The organism is Streptomyces sp. NPDC036815, assembly GCF_055609205.1.
Map to the genome: position 1 here is coordinate 303,815 of NZ_JBVJPW010000010.1, position 20,067 is coordinate 323,881.

Sequence of the window (20,067 nt, forward strand, 5' to 3'; positions counted from 1 at the left end):
GCCCGTACTGACCCGTGAAGGGCCCTCCATGACCTCCACGCCGCTCACCTCCACGCCGCTCACCTCCGTGCTGTTCGTCTGCGTCCACAACGCGGGGCGCTCGCAGATGGCCGCCGGATTCCTCGCCCACCTCGCCGGCGACCGCGTCGAGGTCCGCTCGGCAGGATCGCTCCCCGCCGGCCAGGTCAATCCGGCCGCCGTCGACGCCATGGCGGAGATCGGCGTCGACATCTCCGGCCGGAAGCCGAAGGTCCTCACCGCCGAAGCCGTCCAGGCGTCCGACTACGTCATCACCATGGGCTGCGGCGACGCCTGCCCGGTCTTCCCCGGCAAGCGGTACCTCGACTGGGCGCTCGAAGACCCCGCAGGCCAGGGCATCGAGGCCGTTCGCCCGATCCGCGACGCGATCCGCACGCGCGTCGAGGCCCTGATCTCCGAGATCGACGCGGCCTAGTACGTCTGCACGGCGCCGAAGGGGCCTACCTACACCCTCGACCTGGACGAGTCGCCTCGTCCGGAACCCGAGATGTCGGCGGTGACCGGCTCGGGGGTGAGCGGGGTGAGGGGGGTGAGGGGGGACAGCGAGGTGACGTGCTGGGGGCCGGTGGGGGCGAGGAGGCCGTACTGGGCGGCGCGGGCGCCTGCCGCGAAGCGGCTGGTGACGCCGAGGCGTTGCATCAGGTCGGAGATCAGGCGGCTGGCGGTGCGCGGCGAGACGCCGAGCGTGCGCGCGATGGCCTCGTCCTTCATGCCGTCGGCAAGCAGCTGCACCAGGGTGCGCTGCTCGTCCGAGAGGCAGGACGGGGAGCGTTCGCCCTGCGGGGCGAGGGGGAGCGCCTCGCGCCAGGTGTGTTCGAACACCGCCGAGAACGCGCTCACCAGCGACGTCCCGCGGACCGTGAGCTGGGAGCTGCCCGACTCCCCGTCGGCCGCGGGGAGTACGGCGAAGTCGGAGTCGATGATCACCATGTTGAGCGGGATGACCGAGGCCAGGCGCAGGTCCACCCCCGCGGCCGCAAGGCGGCTGAAGGTGTCGTAGGTGCCGGGGGACGCCGAGTCGCGGCGGAGCCTGACGGAGCGGATCTGGATGCCGCGGTCGAACATCTGCTGCCGGATGGGACCGAGTCTGCGGCGCAGGCGGGCCGGCAGGCTGGCCTCCGCGTAGGCGGTGCGCAGGGTGGAGCGCGCCGAGTCGGTGACGTCGTACAGCGCCTGCACCATCTCGTCGACGGTCCCCGCGGCGGTGACCTCGACGCGCGACTGGGAGGAGCCGGTCGCCGGCAGGTAGACCTCCAGGAGCGACTCCATCGCCTCGTGCATCCGCAGGGACTCCTCCAGGCTGCGCTGGGCCATGGCCTGCTGCTGCCGGAGCATCCGCATCAGCGCGAATTCCGGGTCCACCGGCAGGACGCGGTCGCCCGTCTCGGCGGGCCAGCTCACCAATCCGAGGCGGCGCAGGGAGCCCCATGTCGCGCGCGCTTCGGAATGCGACATTCCGAAACTGTCCGTCAATTCTTCCGGATCGGAGCCCCCGCGCTCTCGCAGCTCCATATAGACAGCGAGCCGTGAGGCTTCGGATACCTGGGCGTCCGTGCCGGGTCCACGGTTTCTCACAGAGCGGCCCTCCGGTGAATGAGCTTGGCGCTGTCCAGCGGCTACCGACGAGTAGATGGTCACTCTAGGGCGACCTCGCAGGTGGGAGCGGTAAGTGAGAGTCAGATCACGCCTCGTGCAGAAGAGTTGTGACAAACGGGGCGGACTCTCCTCTTTTGCGACTCGGGCGGTGCGCTGCCGCGGCCCGGACGGCTGGACGCGCGGAACGGCACGCGGGCGGCGCGGCGAGCGGCATGGCGAATTTTTGCCATGGCGCAATCCAGCCAGTGCCAATTACTTGTCCAGCCAATCTCCGTCACTAGCCTCGAAGGCACGGGGGTTGGGCAGAGTGGAGCTGGTTATTCCGGCTGCCTTCAGCGTGCTCGCTTCCCGTGAATCCACTGGTCATCGCGACATGTCAGCAAGGCGGGGGAATGAACGAGACGGCCACGGCCCAACCAGTTGCCCAACTGATCCTGAGCGCGCAGGCGGGAAACCGCCGCGCGGTGAATGATCTGCTGCTCCACATCACGCCGTTCGTACGGCGGCTCTGCTCCTCGGTGGACGCCGGACACCGGCCCGAGGCGGTCCAGGAATCGCTGCTCGCCGTGTACCGGGGGCTGCGCACGCTCAGGGAGCCGGCGGCGTTCTACGGCTGGGTGCGTGCCGTGACGGTGCGGGAGGCCGCGCGGACCGCGCGGCGCGCGGGGCAGACCGCGACCGCCGAACTGGTCGACCAGCCGTCCCCGGCCGACCCCTCGCTCGGCGTCGCCATCGCCGACGTACTGGACCGGCTGCCCTCGCACCAGCGGGACATCCTCACGCTGCGCGCCGTCTACGGCCTGGAGGAGCGGGAGACGGCACGGGTGCTCTCCCTGCCGGTCGGCACGGTGCGGTCCCGGTTGCACCGCGCCCGGCGGAACTTCGAGGAAGCCTGGCGCTGACCAGAGAGGCTGACCAGGGGGCTGACCCGGGCGCGCGCCCGGGTCAGCAGAACGTCAGCACTGCTCGCGCAGTTGCGCGGGCCAACCCGTCGGGTCGTCGCCGAGGTAGCCGCCCAGCCACTCCGCCCAGCGCTCCAGGCCGAAGGCCCAGCAGACGGAGAAGCCCGGCTGCCCGGCGTAGGCGATGTCGAAGCCCTTGCCGAAGTGCTGGTTGTGGTAGTTGAGCGAGGAGATCGCGACGCCAGAGCCGTCGTGCGCCATCCGCCCCACCAGCTCGTACTTGACGTCCATCGCCGCCTGGTACTGGGCCATCTGCGGGCGGGCGCTGGTGAAGAACGGGTCCGAGGCCGGCTGCACCTTGCACGGCAGGCCGAGGCTCTCGGCGAGCGTGAGCAGCTCCTCCAGGACCTGGGCGTGGAAGGCGCGGGCCCCCGGCCGGTCTCCGACGTACACGATCTCGCGCATGCTGAACGACCAGCGGCGGGTCGGCGAGGTGTCGGCGGTGGCCTTGCCCTCGTAACGGCTGCACTGGCCGGTGGCCGTGACCGTCAGCGGCTCGTCGAGGCGCGCGCCCTGGAAGCGCTCGAAGAGGCCCAGGCAGGTGGCGGGCGCGAGGGCGACCGGGGTGAACTCCAACTCGGCCGCGCGGGCGGCCTGTCCGGTGGCGGCGCCGAAGCGGTCGAGCGCGTCCAGGTCGGCGCGGACGACCCCGGCGGCGGTGATGTGCTGCGGGAAGTTGCCGGTGTAGCCGGCCTTCTCCAGGGTGGTCCAGGGCAGCAGCGCGGGCACCGTGTACTCGGCGGCGCCGAGCCGTGCGGCGGTCTGCCCGAGCAGCCGCTCCAGGGTGCGGATCAGCAGCGCGTTGCGGGGGCCGCTGACGAACAGGCCGGGGCCGATACGGCCGTCGGCGGGGGTGTGGCCGAGCGGGCCGGGCGCGGCGGGCGCCGCGGGTTCGACGGCCAGGTCCCAGCGGTCCAGGCGGGTGCGGTCGGCGCGCTGCGGGGCGCCCGCGAAGCGCTTGAAGGCCTCGCCGAGGAGCCGTTCGACCCGGTCGGCGTCCGCGTCGTCGGCGGCGCCGAACTCGATCCGCGGCACGGACTCCAGGTCGATCCGGCTCTCGTCGGTGCCGTCCAGGCAGTAGCGCAGCATCGCGCCGAACTCGTGGCGGTCGTCGGGGTGCAGCTCGCCGGGGGCCTGCCAGGTCCGCCGGACGGCGGCACCGGTCCGGGCCGGGGCAACGGTGTCAGTCATGCTCGTGGACCTCTCTCCAACACACACGGGGATCACACACGGGGATCACATACGGGGATCACATGCGGGGATCACACACGGGGCACGCTGCCGACGGGCTGCGGCCGCCGTGCCAGTCGCGCGAGGACGTTGCCGATCAGCAGCTGCCCGTGGTCGTCGAACTGCGTCATCAGGGACTCGGGGTGGAACTGCACGCCCGCCAGCGGCCGGCTCTCGTGCTCGACGGCCATGGCCACCCCGTCCGGGCAGCGGGCGGTGACCCGCAGGCCGGGCGGCAGCGCCCCGGCATCGGCGTACAGGGAGTGGTAGCGGCCCGCGGTGAACCGCGGCGGCAGGCCGCGCAGCAGCTCCCCGCCCCCGTCCACCACCGAGACCGTCGACGGCTTGCCGTGGAAGGGGTGGTCGAGCACCGCGAGGCGCCCGCCCAGGTACTCCACGATGGCCTGCATGCCGAGGCAGACGCCGAAGACGGGGATGTTCCGGTCCTCGGCGACGCGCAGGGTGCCCGCCGTGTCGTGGTCCGCCGGGCGGCCGGGACCCGGCGAGAGGACGAGCAGATCGGGATCGAGGTCCGTCACGAGGGACTTGTCGAAGCCGCCGCGGTACGTGGAGACGCGGGCGCCCGCCTGCCGGAGGTACCCGGCCAGCGTGTGCACGAAGGAGTCCTGGTGGTCCACGAGCAGCACGCGCGGGCGGTACGCGGAGCCGTCCCCGCCCGCCGGAAGGACCACGCCCGCCGCACCGGACGGGCGGACCGCACCGGGCGGGCGGACCGCACCGGAGGAACCCGCCGCCCCCGGGCCGAACGGCGCGGCGAGCACGTCCAGGAGCGCCTTCGCCTTCAGCTCGGTCTCCCGCTCCTCGGCCTCGGGCACCGAGTCGTAGAGCAGCGTCGCGCCGGTGCGGACCCGGGCCACGCCGTCGCGCAGGTGCACGGTGCGCAGCGTCAGGCCGGTGTCCAGGGTGCCGTCGAAGCCGACGCGGCCGACGGCGCCGCCGTACCAGCGGCGCGGGGAGCGCTCGTGCTCCTCCAGGAAGGCGACGGCCGCGTGCTTGGGCGCGCCGGTGACCGTCACCGCCCACATGTGGCTGAGGAAGGCGTCGAGCGCGTCCCGTTCCGGCCGCAGCACGCCCTCGACGTGGTCGACGGTGTGGATCAGCGTCGAGTACATCTCCAGCTGGCGGCGGCCGATGACGCGGACGGTGCCGGGCTCGCACACCCGGGACTTGTCGTTGCGGTCCACGTCGGTGCACATCGTCAGCTCGGCCTCCTCCTTCTCGGAGACGATCAGCGCCTTGACCTGTTCGGCGTCCTCCAGGGCGTCGCGGCCGCGGGCCGCGGTGCCGCTGATGGGCGCCGACTCCACGCGCCAGCCCGTGCCGTCGGCCGTGTGGCGGGCGTGCACCCGGACGAACATCTCCGGCGAGGTGCCCACCAGGTGCTCGCCCTCGCCGAGGTTCATCAGCATCTGGTACGGCGAGGGGTTGCTGGTGCGCAGGGCCCGGAACAGCTCCGATGGCGGGCAGGGCGCGGGCCGGTCGAAGGTGCGGCTGGCCACCACCTCGAACAGGTCGCCCGCGCGGAACCGCTCCCGTGCGAGGTCCACCAGCGCGGCGTACTCGCCCGGGGCGTGGTCGCCGACCGGGGCGCCCGCGGGGTCCCCGGCACGGAACGGCCGCGCGGGCGTGGTCCGCGCGAGCCCGTGCGTGCTGCGGCCGTGGGCCGTGAACTCGTAGGTGTGCCGCCAGGCGGTGCCCGCCACCGGGTCGGTGACGGTCACCTCGTCCGGCAGGTGGAGGACCAGGTCGCGGTCGTGGTCCGAGCGGTCGGGCCGGCGCAGCGGCACGGGGTCGAAGGCGAGTACGAGGTCGTAGCCGAAGGCGCCGTAGAGGCCGAGGAAGTCCCCGGCGGGGCCGGACAGCGCGTCGCGCACGGCGCGCACGAAGTCGAAGGCGCCGGGCCTGCGCGACCGGTCCTCCTCGCTGAACGTGTCCTGGCCTGGAGTGGCCCGGACCAGGCCGGTGAAGCCCGGCCCTTCGGCGTCCCCGAGCGCGCGGACGTCCCGCAGCGTCCGCCGCGCCGCCGCGCGCAGCACCGGGAGGAGCACCTCGCCGCGGGCGTTGAGCGCGCGGACCTCCACCGTGCGAAGGCCGCGCAGCACGATCTCGACGGGCGGGTCGCTGTAGCCGACGGCGTGGCGCCGGTAGCGGCCCGGGGACTCGTAGTCGGAGCGCAGGACGGCGCCCCGGTGGGTGTCCAGCGCGTTCTCCAGCTCCCGCAGGGCGCTCTCGCCGTCGACGGCGGTACGGGCGCGCTCGACGCGCACGCCGCCGCCGGTGGTCCACTCCCGGGGGAGCGGCACGGGCAGGGGGTGGGTGGTCATCTCAGCTCAGCACCCCGTCCAGAGCCGGAATCGAACCGTCCGTCAGCCCGGCGGCGAGGACGTTCCGCTTCACCTTCCAGGTGGCGGTGTGCGGCATGTGCTCCCACGCCACGTGCACCGGCTCCGCGACCTCGGGCAACTGCGCGACGGCGGCCCGCCAGGCGGTGCGGTCGAGCGGCAGGTCGCGGCGGGTGGACACGACGGGCCGTACGGTGTCGCCGACCCGGACGAAGACGGCCTCGGTCAGCTCGGGGAGCGCCTCGATGAGGGAGTCCTCGGCGGCCAGCAGGCTCTCCAGGCCGTCGGTCTGGTCGAACTCCCGGTCCATCAGGTGCACACAGCCCCAGCGGGTCTTGTATCCGATGTCCTGGAGGTTCCACCAGGAGTCCTCGCACCGCTCGTCGTACAGCTCCTGCTGGCCGACGTACGTGAGGGCGACGCCGGACGACCTGGCCTGGATGTAGCCGTTGCGGGTGCCCTCGTCCTGCGGGCGGGGCCGGATGCGGGCCTTGGTCATGCCGGGGAAGACGAAGCCGACGCAACGGCCGTCCGCCTTCTCGATGTTGCGGCGGGTGTAGATCCGCATGGTGACCGGGCCGGTCTCGGTCTGTCCGTAGGTCTGGATGAACAGCGGGGAGCGCCGTCTGCTCGCGCCGAGCAGCGTGCGGATGCTGCGCGGGTGGATCGCGTCGAAGGTGCTCATGAAGATGCGCACCCGTTCGAAGGGGCCGTCCGGGATCCCGGCCAGTTCCTCCCAGTGCAGGTACATGTTGGGGTGCGCCTCGACGCAGCCGGGGCGGCACTCGGAGAGGACCTCGCGCACGCTGTCCACGTCCGCGTCGGCGAGCGGGGCGATGCCGATGCCGAGCTGGAGGGCGGTGGCCAGGGCCGCGTAGGTGCGGGCGTGCACGAACGAGATGCACATGGCGAACGTCTCGCGGTAGCGCAGCAGCTTCGCCATCTTCGCCTGCGTGTTGATGGGCAGCTGCGTGCCGCGGCGGGCAGCGGCGACCAGCTTGGGCACGCCGGTCGTGCCGGAGGTGTGCGTGATCAGCGCGGGCGCGTCCTCGGGGATGTCCGGGTACGGCGGCGCCTCGCCCGGCACGGTGGTGGCGAGGGAGGGCAGCCCGGCCGCCTCGCCGTGCGCGAGCAGGACGGACGGGGCGTGCTCGCGCAGCGCGCCGAGGTGCTCCCCGGCGCGCGCCAGGATGTCCGGGTCGGTGAGGAAGTGGTCCGGCTTGAGCCGGCTCATCATCGTCACCACGGTCGGCCACTCCAGGAAGGGCGCGAGCATCGCGGGGACCGCGCCCACCCGGCCGATGGCGCAGGCGAGGAAGAGGATGTCGGCGTTGTGGCTCTTGAAGACGGCCACGGTGTCGCCGGGGCGCACCCCCGCGGCGTACAGCCGGGCGGCCGTGTCCTCGACGAGTGCGGCGACCTGCGCGTAGGTCGGCCGCAGGCCGAGCTCGGGCGCGAGGTCGAAGGGCCGGTCCAGGTAGAACAGCGAGTCGGGGTACTTCTTCGCGGCCTGCTGGGTGATCAGACCCAGCGTGAACAGCTTCCCGGGCTTGGGCAGATCGTCGGGCAGGTGCATGCGCGGTCTCCTCTCCTGGAGGGGACGGGAGACGGGTGGCGGCGTCTCGGGCGTGGGTGGTCGGCGCGTACGCGGGCGTACGAGGCGTACGGAAGAGGCGTACGGCGGGGTGCGGGAGCCGGGCGCCGACGGTGCTGGGGGACACCGTCGGCGCGGGCGGTGCTCAGCCGGTGGCGCCGGCCAGCCGGCGCGTGGCCTTGAAGGCGAAGGAGGCGCGGGCCGGCGCCGAGCTGCGGCCGTCGGACTCGATGCGGTCCAGGTACCACCGCACGAAGCGGCTGACCTCCGCGCGGTCCAGGTCGAAGCGCTGGGCGCCCGCACCGCAGACGGACTCGGTGTTCGTCTGGTCGAAGCGCTTTCCGTTGATCATGTACGAGGCGTAGAACTGGATGCCCTCGTCGAGCTTCAGGTCGATCGCGGTGAGGAGCCCCCGGTTGGAGACGAAGCGGGGCTTGCGCAGCCCGGTGAGCGCGAAGACCTCCTCGATGACCTCGCCGACCTTCGGCGAACCGCCGTTGTTGAGGTGGTAGACGGTGCTCAGCGCGCCCGTACGGCCGATGGCGACGGCGTTCCTGGCCACCAGGTCGACGGGAACGAGGTCGCACTCGATGTCCGGGTCGGCGATGATCGGCACCTGCCGGTGCTGGAGCAGGTTGCCGAACTCCTTCTCCACGGCGCGGCGGAAGCGCAGCGCCGAGGAGACGAAGCCGTACATGCCGGTGAAGCTGGTGGCGGCGCCGGTCGCGGAGTGCCCGATGACGATCGAGGGGCGCAGCACGCGCCACGGCAGACCGGAGGCGGCGACCTCCTGCTCGCCGATGGTCTTGGTGGCCTCGTAGACGTTGTTGGCCGACTCGGTGTCGCCGGGGAACTCCTCGCGCATCAGGCCGGTGCGCTTGCCCGCCACGTACGCGGTGCTGACGTGGTTGAACTCCGGCTCGCCGAGCGCCTTGGCGAGCGCGAGGACGTTGCGGGTGCCGGACACGTTCATCAGGTTGATCTCGTCGGCGTGCCGGTCCTCGTACTTGAGGGAGGCGGCGACGTGCCAGAAGGCGCCGGGCGCGACGCCCTCCGCGGCGGCGAGGAACCGGCTCGCGGACTCGGGCAGCGCCTCGTCCGTGATGTCCCCGGCTATCGCGCGGGTGCGCTCAAGGACCGCGGGCAGCAGGTCGGGGACGTCGTACATCTCGGCGGCGTGGCCGAGGGCGTCGTGCAGGCGGCGGGTCGCGGCCTCGTCGTCCTCGCCGCGCACCAGGCACACCAGGCGGTCGGAGGTCTGCTGGAGCAGTTCCAGCGCGACGGCGCCGCCGACGAAGCCGGTCGCCCCGGTGATGACGTGGACGGCGGGAGTGGTGGTGGCGGTCACTGGGCGGACTCCTGGGAGGTGGCGGGCAGGGCGGGGCTGTGGTGGGCGCGCAGGTGGGCGGCGATGGAGGCGAGGCTCTCGAAGACCTCCGGCGGGACGTCCATGTCCCACTCGACGGACAACTGCTCCTCGATCCGGCCGAGGAGCAGGGTGAACGCCCAGGACTCCAGGCCGATGCTGTTCAGCGGCGTCTCGGCGAGGCCCGTCACGGGCAGGTCGGCCCGGTCGGCGACGATCTCGCGGAGCAGCGCGCAGAGGACGGCGAGCAGCGCGTCATCGGTCTCGGCGACCTCGGCGACCGGCGCGGAAGCATCGCCTCCGGTCGTCTCCCCGGCGCCTTGACCACCCGCCGGAATCCGGTCGTCCGCACCGGTCTGCGGGGCCACGGCCGCCTCGCGGGCCGCCAGCGCGTCGAGGAAGCGCTGGACCCGCGCCTGGAAGCCGTCGGCGTCCTCCATGTACGGGAGGTGGCCGACGTCGTGCATCCACTCGACCTCGGAGTCCTCGATGAGCCGCCCGGCCTCGGCGCCGAGCGTCTCGTTCCACATGTCGTCCTTGTCGCCGAGGAGCAGCAGCGTCGGCTGCTTGATGGCGGCGAGGAGTTCGGGGCCGTCGGTGACCTGCTGGGCGCACTTGAGGTTGGTGAGCATCGGGTCCGGCGGGTGGATGGCCGTGAACGCGGAGCGCAGCCCGAGGTAGCCGGTGGCGCCCATCTCGCGCATCGCCGCCTCGCTGAAGACCACCGAGTAGAGGTGGTCCCAGAGCGCCTGGGTGCCGCCCAGTTCGAGGGAGTTGATGCAGGCGCGTTCGGTGGCCCGGCGCCGGACGCCGTCCCCGGGGGTGCAGGACGGGCCGGTCAGGATGAGGCCGTCCACGCGCTCGGGGTAACGGGCCGCGAAGTCACGGCAGATGAACCCGGACGCGGAGGTGCCGAGCAGGTGGGTGCGCTCGATGCCGAGGCCGTCGAGCAGTACCCGAAGGTCCTCGACGTGGTCGTCCCAGGTCATGTCCGGGGAGACCGAGGATGCGCCCTGGTTGCGCAGATCGTAGGTGAGGACCCGGTTCCGCTTGGCCAGTTCGGCGGTGAAGTTCCGCCACATCGGGGCGATGATGAAGAAGTTGTTGACCAGGGTGAGGTGCGGGCCCTCGTCCCCCTGGATCTCGTAGTAGAGCTCGGTGTCGTCCGAGACGCGGAGCGTGCGCTCCGCGGTGTAGCGCAGGTCGAGCGTCGGTGCGCTGGTCATGGCCTTCCTTCCGGCTCAGGCGCGCAGCAGCTTCTTGAGGATCTTTCCGGCGGGGCTGCGGGGCACTTGGTCGATGAATTCCAGATGCCGGGGGCGTTTGTACGGCGCCAGGCGTTCGGCGAGGTGGGCCATCAGGTCGGCCCGGGTGACGGCGGGCGCCTCGTCGGCCGCGGTGTCCGACGGGTCGGCGGGGCCGGTGACGACGTACGCCTTCGGGACCTCGCCGTAGTCCGCGTCCGGGACGCCGACCACGGCCGCGTCGCGCACCAGCGGGTGCGTGAGCAGTGCGCGCTCGATCTCGGCGGGGTAGACGTTCTGCCCGGCGCGCAGGATCAGGTCCTTGCGCCGGTCGACGAGGCGGATGAGCCCGCTCTCGTCGAGGACGCCGAGGTCGCCGGTGCGGATCCAGCCGTCGACGGTGATCTCGGCGGTGGCGGCCGGGTTGTTCCAGTAGCCGCGCATCAGCCCGGGGCCGCGCACGGTGATCTCGCCGACGGTGCCGAGCGGCAGCTCCGCGCCCGCGTCGTCGAGGACCCGTACCGACATGCCGGGGATGACCCGGCCCGCGGGCAGCGGGCCGGGGCCCGCGGCGAGGTGGTCGGCCGGGCCGAGGGTGGCGAACGGGCCGCCCACCTCGGTCATGCCGTACACCTGCCGGAAGCCGCAGTCGAGCCGCTCGACGGCCTCGGCGTGCAGCTCGACGGGCATCGGCGCCGCCCCGTACATCACCTCGCGCAGGGAGCCGAGGTCCGTGCTCGCCATGGCCTTGCTCTGCAGCAGGAAGCGGAGCATCTGCGGGACGAGCCAGACGTGCGTGGCACGGTGGCGCTCGATCGCCGCGAGCGCCCGCTGCGGCGTGAAGCCCGGCAGCAGGACGACGGTGGCGCCCGCCGCCAGGTAGGTGAGGATGACGGTCATGCTGCCGTGGTAGAGCGGGCAGCAGTTGACCAGCACCATCTCCTCCGACGGCGCCGCCACGGCGAGCCAGCCCAGCGAGATGCCGCGGAACGAGCCGTGGTCGACGGTGACGCCCTTGGCCCGGCCGGTGGTGGCCGAGGTGTGCAGGATCGCGGCGAGGTCGCCGTCGGCCACGGCCGGAAGCGAGAACTCCGCCTCCGCGGCGTCAGCGTCCCCGGCCCGCGCGGCGGTGAGCTCCGCGTACTCCGGACCGTCCACCGCGAGCCGCAGCCGCACCGGCAGATCGGGGTGGCGGTCGAGCAGCGCCGCCTCACCGAGCAGCACCCCGGCCCCGGTGCGCCGCACCATGTCGGCCACCTCGGGCGCCGTCAGGCTGTGGTTCAGCGGGACGAACAGCGCGCCGAGCCTGGCCAGCGCGAAGTACGCCTCGATGACCTCGACGCGGTCCAGGGACAGGACGGCGACCCGGTCCCCCTTGGCGACGCCGAGCGCCGCGAGACCGCGGGCGAGCCGGGTCGTGCGCTCCTCCAGCTCGGTCCAGGTGAGCGAACGGTCGGCGTCGATCAGCGCCGTGCGGTCCCCGAAGCACTGCTGGTTGCGGTGCAGGACCTGGGAGAGCCACATCAGGCGGCTCCCGCCGCCGCACGGCGGGCGGCGATCATGCGTTCGTAGTCGGCGATGGAGGACAGGCCGTCCATGTCGTCCGCCGTGACCTCCACGCCGGTGCGCTCCTCGATGAGCAGGACCAGGCGGACCAGGTCACCCGAGTCGACGCCGCTCGTGCTGAGGTCGGCGTCGTCGGTGATCTCGCCGCCGAACTCCGTCATGCCGGTCAGTTCGACGAGCATCTCCCGTACGGTGCTCATGCGTTGCCTTTCGCTGTGGTACCGCTGAAGGTGTTGTCCCAGGACCCGTCGCCGACGGGGCAGTCGTGCACGGCCAGCGGTTCGCCGGCCGGCACGGACCAGGGCAGGAACCGGCTCGGGACGGAGCCGGCGCAGAAGTCGGAGAACTCCTCGTGGGGCGGCCTGTGCCGCTCGGAGAGGACCGCGAAGACCGGGTCGACGGGCTTGAACACGCCGTCCTCGTCCAGTACTTCGCACCAGGCGTGCTCGGCGTCGAGCACGCCCAGGTAGCGGCCGCGCCGGGTCCGGGTGGTCAGCCCGTCCGCCGCGGCCCGGCGCTGCAGCTCCAGGGCGCAGACCGTGCAGTCCATGATCCCGAGCCGCTCGGTCCCGGCCGGATCGGTGCGCAGCCGCGGGTGCATCCACTGGAAGCGGTACGTACCGTCGCGCAACTCGCCGACCAGCGCGTCGAAGTGGCGCCGTGCGGTGGCCGAGAGCAGCGGGGCGCGCCATCCGGAGGTGGTGACCCGGCCGCTCAGGCGCAGCGACGCGGCGTCGTGCACGACGAGCGCTCCCTCCTCGTGCACGGCGGGCCGGTCGCACTCCAGCGCGTCGATGCCGCCGCCGAAGACCTCGGGCGTGGGCAGCGCGATCCGCCAGCTGCCGCCGGGGCACCGGGGCTCGCGGCAGCGCAGCCGCCAGTCCAGCGTCCAGTGGCGCGGCGGGGTCCAGGTGTCGGGGGCGCCCGAGGCGAACCGGAGCATCATCCGCTGCCCGGCCAGCGGGACGCTGGCGACGGCGCCGGAGTACAGGGCCGTGTTCGCCAAGTCGTGGTAGTCGAAGCGGAGTTCGGCGCCGGAGCCCTCGTGGGCGAGGCCGCCCGCCGCGAGCCGGTCCAGGAGCTCGTCCTTGCAGCCGAGCAGGGCACGCGCCTCGTCCCGGCCCACGCGCAGTTCCCGGTACTCCTCCGGCATCGGCACCAGCTCGCGCAGCGCCGTCAGCCAGGGCCGCAGCGCGGGGTCCGCACCGTCGTCCCCCTCGGGGGGCGGCGCGGCAGCGCGTGCGCGGACGTCAGAAGACATGGTGGCGCGGTCCTTCCTGGACAGGCGGGCAGACGGTGGCCGCCGCGAGCGAGCGGCGGGGCGCTCGGGGGCGGCACGGAAGAGGTACTGCGGAGAGGTACGGCAGAGGGACTGCGGAGAGGTACAGCAGGGACACGGCAGAGGTACGGAGAACGGCACGGGACCCGCGCACCGAAGCGGCACGCACATCAAGAGAGTCCGCCGCACCGCCCCCGCAATCCCTCGACCCCCGAGAAAGCCGCTGTGGCGTACCCCATAGCCCTGCCGTGGATTGCGCGGCCGGTCCGCGACCTCATCACCCACGGGGGCGTCCCGCCCTCAGCCCTGTCACGCCCCCCCGCGAAAGGGAGTTTGAGAAGTGTTCGAAAGGCTGTTGCACCTGCTGAAGAGGGGACCGCGGCGTCTGCTCTGGACCGTCGGGCTGCTCGCGCTCGTCTGCCTCGCGGGCGGCGGATCCCAGATGAAGTCCATGACCATGGGCGTGGACGACTACGACGACTCGGAGTCGGCCGCCGTCCGGGTCCTCGGCGACGTGGAGAAGGCCACCGGCGCCAGCCTCGAACAGGGCTACGTCGTCCTCGTCGAGCTGGACGAGCCCGTCGACGCCCGCTCCGCCGACCGGCCGGAGCGGCTGCGGCGCGCGGTCGACCTGATCAAGAAGCGTCCCGAGGTCACGGGCGTCGAGGACTACGTCTCGGCCAAGAACCCCGCGATGGTGCGCAAGGACGGCAAGAGCACCTACTTCGTCGCCTCCGTCAAGGGATTCGCGCCCGGCGACGCCGTCACCAAGGCCGTCACCGCGACCCAGGACGCCCTCGACGCGGACGAGAAACTGGCCGACGACGTCACCCTCGGCGGCCCGACCGCCTCGAACGTCGAGGCCAGCACGATCTCCAGCGAGGACCTCGGCAAGGCCGAGGCGCTCGCCTTCCCGATCCTGCTCATCCTGCTGCTCTTCATCTTCCGCGGCGTGATCGCGGCGCTGATCCCGCTCGGCGGCGCCCTCGTCTCCATCGCCGTGGCGCTCGGCGTGCTCGGCGCGGTGATGACCGTGCTCGACCTCTCGATCTTCGCCCTCAACCTGGTCATGGCGCTCGGCATCGGCCTGTCCATCGACTTCAGCCTGCTGATCATCTCCCGCTTCCGCGAGGAGCTGCGGGCCGGCCACGACACCCTCGACGCCGTCGGCAGGACCATGCGCACGGCCGGCCGCACCGTCCTGTTCAGCGGCCTGACCGTCGCCGTGGCGCTGGCCTCGCTGCTCGTCTTCCCGCAGCGCTTCCTCTACACGATGGGCATCGCGGGCATCGCCACCTCACTCGGCGCCCTGCTCTTCGCGCTGCTCGGCCTCCCCGCGCTCCTCACCGCGCTGGGCGGACGCATCAACAAGTGGGCGCCCAAGCGCTGGCAGCGCACCCAGGAGCACGGCACGGGCAACGAGTCCGGCGGCCGCTGGTACCGCTTCTCGCACGGCGTGATGCGCCGCCCGGTCAGCGCCGCGGTGGCCGCGAGCGCGGTGCTCATCCTCCTCGCCCTGCCCGCCTTCGGCATCAAGTTCACCGGCATCGACTCCGCCTCGATGCCCGCGGACTCCGACGCGGGCCGGGTGTACGCGACGCTGGAGAAGGACTTCCCCGGCTCGCTCCAGTCGCCGGTCCACCTCATCTCCGAGGCACCGAAGGACGCGGGCGCCAAGCTGGCCGCCTACCGCGAACAGCTGGCCGGCCTCGACGGCGTCGCCGCCGTGACGCAGCCCCGCCCGATCGGCGACGGGATGTGGGAGACGCAACTGGCGCTCAAGGACGCCCCGCTGTCACTCGACGCCCAGGACACCCTGGACGCGGTCCAGGCCGTGCACGCCCCGTACCCGACCGTGACCACCGGCAACACCGCGCTCTACGACGCGATGATGACCAGCCTCGGCGACCACCTGCCGCTGAGCATCGCCCTGATGTCGATCACCACGCTGCTCATCCTCTTCGCGATGACCGGCTCCGTGGTGCTCCCCCTGAAGGCGGTCATCACCAACCTGCTCACCCTCGCCAGCACCCTCGGCCTGCTCATCCTGGTCTTCCAGGACGGCCACCTGGAGGGCCTGTTCGACTTCACCGGCCAGGGCGCGCTCCAGCCGACGATGCTCATCATCCTGCTCGCGGTGGCCCTGGCGATGTCCACCGACTACACGGTCTTCCTGTTCTCCCGCATCAAGGAGGGCGTGGACCACGGGCTGCCCGACCGCGAGGCCATCGCGGGCGGCCTGGAGAAGGTCGGCCGCACGGTCACGCTCGCCGCGGTGCTCTTCTGCATCCCGATGGGCGCCCTCGTACTGTCCCGGCTGATCTTCATCAAGCAGCTCGGCTACGGCACGGCCGTCTCGGTCATCATCGACGCCACCCTCGTCCGGGCACTCCTTGTGCCGTCGCTGATGGCACTGTTCGGCAAGGCCAACTGGTGGGCGCCGGGCCCGCTGCGCCGCTTCCACACCCGGTTCCTGAGCGGCCTCCAGGAGCGGGACGAACCCGCCGCCGCCCCGGCGCGTGAACCCGTCGGCACCGGACGGGAGGCCTGACTTGACCGCGGACACCGCGCTCGCCGAGCACTTGGAGGAGCGTTTCGCGGAGCGCTTCCACGAGCTGCTCCGCGACGACGAACGGGTCGAGCCGCACGACTGGATGCCGGACGGCTACCGCCGCATGCTCGTACGGCAGATCGGCCAGCACGCCCACTCGGAGATCATCGGCATGCAGCCGGAGGGCGCCTGGATCGGCCGCGCCCCCTCGCTGCGCCGCAAGGCCGTCCTCCTGGCGAAGGTGCAGGACGAGGCGGGGCACGGCCTCTACCTCTACGCGGCGGCGCAGACCCTCGGCGTCAGCCGGAGCGAACTGCTCGACGCGCTGCACAACGGCAGCCAGCGGTACGCGGGTACGTTCAACCACCCGGCGCTGACCTGGGCGGACACCGGCGCCATCGCCTGGCTCACCGACGGCGCCGCCGTCATCAACCAGGTGCCGCTGTGCCGCACCTCGTACGGGCCGTACGCCCGCGCCATGCTGCGCATCTGCCAGGAGGAGACCTTCCACGTGCGCCAGGGCTTCGACTCCCTGCGCGCGCTGTGCCAAGGCACCCCGGAGCAGCGGCGGATGGCGCAGGACGCGGTGGACCGCTGGTGGCTGCCGGCCGTGGCGCTGATGTTCGGTCCGCCGGACACCCCGGCTAGCAAGGACCGCGCCGCCGCCTTCGGGGCGGCGCACACCAGGCGGGCCATCGCCTGGGGCATCAAGCGCCACCCCAACGACGAGCTGCGCCAGCGGTTCGTCGACATCGTCGTGCCGCAGGCCGAGGAGCTGGGCCTGAGCCTGCCCGACCCGGCCATCGCCTGGAACGCCGAACGCGGGCACTACGACTTCACGCCCGTCAGCTGGGACCAGTACCGCGAGGTGCTCTCGGACGACTCCCAGTGCGCGCGGCAGCGCCTGGCGCACCGGGTCGCCGCGCACGAGGAGGGCGCGTGGGTACGGGAGGCCGCGGTGGCGGCCGCCCAGCGCGAGGCGGAACAGGCGGAACAGGCCGAGCGGACGGAACAGACCGAGCGGGCCGAGCAGGCCACCGGGCAGAGCAGGGGGACACCGTGATGAGTACGTACCCGACCACGAGAGCCGAGACCCCGTGGGAGGTCTTCGTCAGAACCCGCCGCGGCCTGGGCCACCAGCACGTCGGCTCGGTGCTCGGCGCCGACGCCGACCTCGCGATGGCCAACGCGCGCGACCTCTACACGCGGCGCGGGGAGCCGTCGTCGATCTGGGTGGTCCGCTCCTCGGACATCCGGGCCACCGCGCCGGACGAGAAGGAGCCGCTGTTCAGCAACGGCACGGGCAAGCCGTACCGGCTCTCCGAGCAGTACGCGGCCCCGGCGGGCGGCAGCGACCATGGCCACTGAGACCCTGGCCGCACCGGCGCAGACCACGCCGGGCCCGGCCACGCCGGACCCGACCGCGTCGCGGGACACCGCCGCGCTGGAGAGCGACACCGCACGGTACGCGCTCGCCCTCGGCGACGACGCCCTGATCCTCTGTCAGCGGCTCTCCGCCTGGGTGACCAGGGCGCCCTCCATCGAGGAGGACCTGGCGCTTTCGAACATCGCCCTCGACCTCCTCGGCCACGCCCGCACCCTGCTCGCGTACTCCGCCGAGCTGACCGGACACGGCGACGAGGACACCCTCGCGTTCACCCGCACCGAGCGGCAGTTCCGCAACGTGCTGCTCGCGGAGATCCCCAACGGGGACTACGCGCTCACCCTCGCGCGCCAGCTCTGCCTCGCCCAGCACACCAGGCTGCTGTACGCCGCGCTCACCGGTTCCGCGGACCCGGCACTCGCCGGATTCGCCGGAAAGGCGGTCCAGGAGTCGGCCTACCACTGCACGCACGCCGAGCAGTGGACGGTCCGGCTCGGCACCGGCACCGAGGAGAGCCACCGCAGGATGCAGGCGGGCCTGGACCAGGTCTGGCCGTACACCGCCGAGCTGTTCGCGGCGGACGCGGTGACCGCACGGCTCGTGGCGGACGGTGTCGCCGTGGACCCGGCGGGGCTGCGGGCGGAGTGGGACGCGGCCGTCGGCACCGTCGTCGACCGGGCCGGGCTGACCCTGCCCACCGCCACCTGGCACGCCCGCGGCGGCCGGGACGGCCTGCACACCGAGGGGTTCGGTCCGCTGGTGGCCGAACTCCAGGCGGTGCACCGGCAGTACCCCGGGGGCACGTGGTGACGGCGGTGCGCGAGCGGTCGGCTCCCGAGCGGTCGGCTCCCGAGTGTTCGGCGGCCGAGCGGCTCGCTCCGGAGCAGGTACGGGAGCGGGTCGCCGCGGTGGCCGACCCGGAGCTTCCGCTGATCACCCTCGGGGAACTCGGAGTGGTACGTCAGGTGACGGCGGGCCCCGACGGGACCGTGGAAGTCACCGTCACGCCCACGTACACCGGCTGCCCCGCCATGGACACCATCGTGGCGGACATCCGGACCGAACTCGCCCGCTGCGGGCATCCGGACGGGCGGGTGCGGACCGTCCTCGCACCTGCCTGGACCACCGACTGGATCACGGCCGACGGCCGGCGCAAGCTCGCCGAGAACGGCATCTCACCGCCGGGCAGCCGGACCGCACCGCTCGACCTGCGGCTCGGCACCGGCGTGGCCTGCCCGCACTGCGGCTCGACGGCCACCCGGCCGCAGAGCCCCTTCGGGGCGACGCGCTGTCAGTCCGTGCTGGTGTGTCTCTCCTGCCGGGAGACCTTCGGTCACATGAAGGCGATATGACACCACGAGACGGAGCTGTCCGTACCCTCATGGAGCGCATGCAGAGCCCTGCCACCCCTGCCCCCGCCACCCCTGCCCCCGCCACTCCCGCCCGCCTCACCCCCGCCCCGGCCGGGCCCGGTTTCCACGCGCTGCCGGTACTCCGCGTGGACCGGCTCACCGACACCGCCGTGGCCATCACCCTCGGCGTCCCCGACGCGCTGGCCGCCACCTTCGCCCACCGCCCCGGCCAGCACATCGCCGTGCGCCACCGGCTGGGCGAGGAGATCCGGCGCAGTTACTCGCTCTGCCCCCCGCCCGGCTCCGCGCCGCCCGGAACGCTGCGCATCGTCGTCAAACAGCTCGGCCCCGGCGGCTTCGGCGAGTACGCGGTCACCCGGCTCGCCGCGGGCGACACCCTGGAGGCGGGTCCGCCGAAGGGCAGCTTCACGCTCGCGGACCGGCCCGGCGCGCACCACGTGCTGATCGGCGGAGGCAGCGGCATCACCCCGCTGCTGCCCATGGCGGCCGCCGCCCTGGACGGGGACCCGCGGTGCAGGGTCTCGCTCGTCTACGCCAACCGCACGGCCCGCTCGACCCTCCTCGCCGAGGAGGTGGCGGACCTCAAGGACCGTCACACGGGCCGGTTCTTCGTCCTGCACGTGCTGTCCGGCGAGGAGCGCGAGTCGGAGGTGCTGTCCGGCCGGGTCGACGCGTCGAAGCTGCCGCGCCTGCTGGCCGGGCTCGGCGCCGAACCGCGCGACGCCCGCACGCACTTCTACCTCTGCGGCCCCTGGGGCCTGGTGGAGTCGGCGGACGACGTCCTGCGGGAGCTCGGCGCCGCCCCGGCCCGCGTACGCCGTGAACTGTTCACGGCGAGCCCGGCGGACCAGGACGTGGCGGCCCGTGAGGACACGGTCGCGACCGCGGGCGACGGAGGTGGCTGCGCCCGCGTCACGGCCAGGCTGCACGGCCGCAGCACCGAGGCCGAGATGACCCCGCGGGACCCCTCGCTCCTCGCGGCCGTCCTGCGGCACCGGCCGGAGACCCCGTACTCGTGCCGCGACGGTCTGTGCGGTTCGTGCCGGGCGCGGGTGGTCGACGGCGAGGTCGTGCTCGCCCGGCGCTACGCGCTCACGCAGGAGGAACAGGACGCGGGTTACACCCTGCCGTGCCAGGCCCGCCCGGCGTCGGACCACGTCGGGCTCGACTTCGACGCGTAGCCGGACAGACAGAAGGCCAGGCAGAAAGCCAGACAGAGAGACAGGGCCGGAACCGCACAGTGCGGTTCCGGCCCTGTCTCGTGGAACGGGGCGCCCGAAGGAGTGTTACGTGGCGGGCTCGTGCTCCGTGGCCTCTTCACCGGCCGTCTCGCCGGTGGCGTCCTCGACCGGTGTTTTCACGGAGTCGAGGAGGAGTTGGGCGACGTCGACGACTTGGAGGCTTTCCTTGGCCTGGCCATCGTTTTTCTTGCCGTTGACGGAGTCGGTGAGCATGACGAGGCAGAAGGGGCAGGCCGTCGACACGATGTCGGGGTTGAGGCTGAGTGCTTCGTCGACGCG

The 20,067-nt window shown here is 72.7% G+C and carries 18 protein-coding genes; 8 read left to right on the top strand and 10 right to left on the bottom strand.

The window, feature by feature from the left end; genetic code table 11:
- The first annotated feature begins 28 nt into the window (after window positions 1–28).
- Complete coding sequence (locus ACZ69I_RS22390; RefSeq protein WP_470834143.1) at window positions 29–454, top strand: arsenate reductase ArsC; 426 nt, start codon at window positions 29–31, stop codon at window positions 452–454.
- A gap of 29 nt (window positions 455–483) precedes the next feature.
- Here ACZ69I_RS22390 and ACZ69I_RS22395 read toward each other — a convergent pair whose 3' ends face one another.
- Entirely contained in the window at window positions 484–1,494 is a 1,011-nt protein-coding gene (locus tag ACZ69I_RS22395) for a LuxR C-terminal-related transcriptional regulator (protein WP_470834145.1), read from the bottom strand.
- Between the two features lie 533 nt (window positions 1,495–2,027).
- Here ACZ69I_RS22395 and ACZ69I_RS22400 point away from each other — a divergent pair.
- Complete coding sequence (locus ACZ69I_RS22400; protein ID WP_467674657.1) at window positions 2,028–2,537, top strand: RNA polymerase sigma factor; 510 nt, start codon at window positions 2,028–2,030, stop codon at window positions 2,535–2,537.
- 54 nt (window positions 2,538–2,591) lie between these two features.
- Here the strand turns inward: ACZ69I_RS22400 and ACZ69I_RS22405 are convergent, their stop codons facing one another.
- The 8 genes from ACZ69I_RS22405 to ACZ69I_RS22440 form a co-directional block, all read right to left on the bottom strand.
- The gene (locus ACZ69I_RS22405; RefSeq protein WP_470834148.1) at window positions 2,592–3,788 is read right to left on the bottom strand and encodes a class-II aminoacyl-tRNA synthetase family protein; all 1,197 of its coding nucleotides are present in this window, start codon (window positions 3,786–3,788) and stop codon (window positions 2,592–2,594) included.
- Window positions 3,789–3,859: 71 nt separating this feature from the next.
- Window positions 3,860–6,172, bottom strand: coding sequence for an anthranilate synthase component I (locus ACZ69I_RS22410; RefSeq protein WP_470834149.1), 2,313 nt, complete (start codon window positions 6,170–6,172; stop codon window positions 3,860–3,862).
- A gap of 1 nt (window position 6,173) precedes the next feature.
- Entirely contained in the window at window positions 6,174–7,766 is a 1,593-nt protein-coding gene (locus tag ACZ69I_RS22415; RefSeq protein ID WP_470834150.1) for an AMP-binding protein, read from the bottom strand.
- A gap of 163 nt (window positions 7,767–7,929) precedes the next feature.
- On the bottom strand, window positions 7,930–9,132 hold the full coding sequence (locus ACZ69I_RS22420) for an SDR family oxidoreductase (RefSeq protein ID WP_470834151.1): 1,203 nt from the start codon (window positions 9,130–9,132) through the stop codon (window positions 7,930–7,932).
- A complete protein-coding gene (locus ACZ69I_RS22425; RefSeq protein ID WP_467674647.1) occupies window positions 9,129–10,376 on the bottom strand; it encodes an alpha/beta fold hydrolase in 1,248 nt (415 codons plus the stop codon). The genes ACZ69I_RS22420 and ACZ69I_RS22425 overlap by 4 nt, the downstream gene beginning before the upstream one ends.
- Window positions 10,377–10,391: 15 nt before the next feature.
- On the bottom strand, window positions 10,392–11,918 hold the full coding sequence (locus ACZ69I_RS22430; protein WP_470834152.1) for a class I adenylate-forming enzyme family protein: 1,527 nt from the start codon (window positions 11,916–11,918) through the stop codon (window positions 10,392–10,394).
- The gene (locus ACZ69I_RS22435; RefSeq protein WP_467674643.1) at window positions 11,918–12,160 is read right to left on the bottom strand and encodes an acyl carrier protein; all 243 of its coding nucleotides are present in this window, start codon (window positions 12,158–12,160) and stop codon (window positions 11,918–11,920) included. Before ACZ69I_RS22435 ends, ACZ69I_RS22430 begins: the two co-directional genes overlap by 1 nt.
- Window positions 12,157–13,221, bottom strand: coding sequence for a hypothetical protein (locus ACZ69I_RS22440; RefSeq protein WP_470834153.1), 1,065 nt, complete (start codon window positions 13,219–13,221; stop codon window positions 12,157–12,159). Before ACZ69I_RS22440 ends, ACZ69I_RS22435 begins: the two co-directional genes overlap by 4 nt.
- 358 nt (window positions 13,222–13,579) lie before the next feature.
- Between ACZ69I_RS22440 and ACZ69I_RS22445 the strand changes: the two genes are divergently transcribed.
- Genes ACZ69I_RS22445 through ACZ69I_RS22470 form a run of 6 tightly spaced genes read left to right on the top strand, consistent with a single transcriptional unit; the run spans window position 13,580 to window position 19,728 of the window.
- Window positions 13,580–15,790, top strand: a complete 2,211-nt coding sequence (locus ACZ69I_RS22445) for an MMPL family transporter (RefSeq protein ID WP_470834154.1) — start codon at window positions 13,580–13,582, stop codon at window positions 15,788–15,790.
- A gap of 31 nt (window positions 15,791–15,821) precedes the next feature.
- Window positions 15,822–16,853 (top strand): 1,2-phenylacetyl-CoA epoxidase subunit PaaA, encoded by a 1,032-nt coding sequence (gene paaA, locus ACZ69I_RS22450; protein ID WP_470834169.1) that lies wholly within the window; start codon window positions 15,822–15,824, stop codon window positions 16,851–16,853.
- On the top strand, window positions 16,853–17,158 hold the full coding sequence (gene paaB, locus ACZ69I_RS22455) for a 1,2-phenylacetyl-CoA epoxidase subunit PaaB (RefSeq protein WP_467674637.1): 306 nt from the start codon (window positions 16,853–16,855) through the stop codon (window positions 17,156–17,158). Before paaA ends, paaB begins: the two co-directional genes overlap by 1 nt.
- Window positions 17,148–17,984 carry a 1,2-phenylacetyl-CoA epoxidase subunit PaaC gene (paaC, locus tag ACZ69I_RS22460; RefSeq protein WP_470834155.1) on the top strand — a complete coding sequence of 279 codons (837 nt, stop codon included), beginning with the start codon at window positions 17,148–17,150 and terminating at the stop codon, window positions 17,982–17,984. The genes paaB and paaC overlap by 11 nt, the downstream gene beginning before the upstream one ends.
- A 5-nt stretch (window positions 17,985–17,989) precedes the next feature.
- Entirely contained in the window at window positions 17,990–18,526 is a 537-nt protein-coding gene (gene paaD / locus ACZ69I_RS22465; protein ID WP_470834156.1) for a 1,2-phenylacetyl-CoA epoxidase subunit PaaD, read from the top strand.
- A 38-nt stretch (window positions 18,527–18,564) separates the two neighbouring features.
- Window positions 18,565–19,728, top strand: coding sequence for a 2Fe-2S iron-sulfur cluster-binding protein (locus ACZ69I_RS22470; RefSeq protein WP_470834158.1), 1,164 nt, complete (start codon window positions 18,565–18,567; stop codon window positions 19,726–19,728).
- Between the two features lie 105 nt (window positions 19,729–19,833).
- Here the strand turns inward: ACZ69I_RS22470 and ACZ69I_RS22475 are convergent.
- Window positions 19,834–20,067: hypothetical protein (locus tag ACZ69I_RS22475; RefSeq protein ID WP_470834160.1), on the bottom strand; the 234-nt coding region annotated here is incomplete at its 5' end.

Bases quoted from the DNA above. Each gene is read 5' to 3' on its own strand.
- ACZ69I_RS22390 (WP_470834143.1), top strand. From the start codon at position 29: ATGACCTCCACGCCGCTCACCTCCACGCCGCTCACCTCCGTGCTGTTC.
- ACZ69I_RS22395 (WP_470834145.1), bottom strand. From the start codon at position 1,494: ATGTCGCATTCCGAAGCGCGCGCGACATGGGGCTCCCTGCGCCGCCTC.
- ACZ69I_RS22400 (WP_467674657.1), top strand. From the start codon at position 2,028: ATGAACGAGACGGCCACGGCCCAACCAGTTGCCCAACTGATCCTGAGC.
- ACZ69I_RS22405 (WP_470834148.1), bottom strand. From the start codon at position 3,788: ATGACTGACACCGTTGCCCCGGCCCGGACCGGTGCCGCCGTCCGGCGG.
- ACZ69I_RS22410 (WP_470834149.1), bottom strand. From the start codon at position 6,172: ATGACCACCCACCCCCTGCCCGTGCCGCTCCCCCGGGAGTGGACCACC.
- ACZ69I_RS22415 (WP_470834150.1), bottom strand. From the start codon at position 7,766: ATGCACCTGCCCGACGATCTGCCCAAGCCCGGGAAGCTGTTCACGCTG.
- ACZ69I_RS22425 (WP_467674647.1), bottom strand. From the start codon at position 10,376: ATGACCAGCGCACCGACGCTCGACCTGCGCTACACCGCGGAGCGCACG.
- ACZ69I_RS22430 (WP_470834152.1), bottom strand. From the start codon at position 11,918: ATGTGGCTCTCCCAGGTCCTGCACCGCAACCAGCAGTGCTTCGGGGAC.
- ACZ69I_RS22435 (WP_467674643.1), bottom strand. From the start codon at position 12,160: ATGAGCACCGTACGGGAGATGCTCGTCGAACTGACCGGCATGACGGAG.
- ACZ69I_RS22440 (WP_470834153.1), bottom strand. From the start codon at position 13,221: ATGTCTTCTGACGTCCGCGCACGCGCTGCCGCGCCGCCCCCCGAGGGG.
- paaB (WP_467674637.1), top strand. From the start codon at position 16,853: ATGAGTACGTACCCGACCACGAGAGCCGAGACCCCGTGGGAGGTCTTC.
- paaC (WP_470834155.1), top strand. From the start codon at position 17,148: ATGGCCACTGAGACCCTGGCCGCACCGGCGCAGACCACGCCGGGCCCG.
- ACZ69I_RS22470 (WP_470834158.1), top strand. From the start codon at position 18,565: ATGCAGAGCCCTGCCACCCCTGCCCCCGCCACCCCTGCCCCCGCCACT.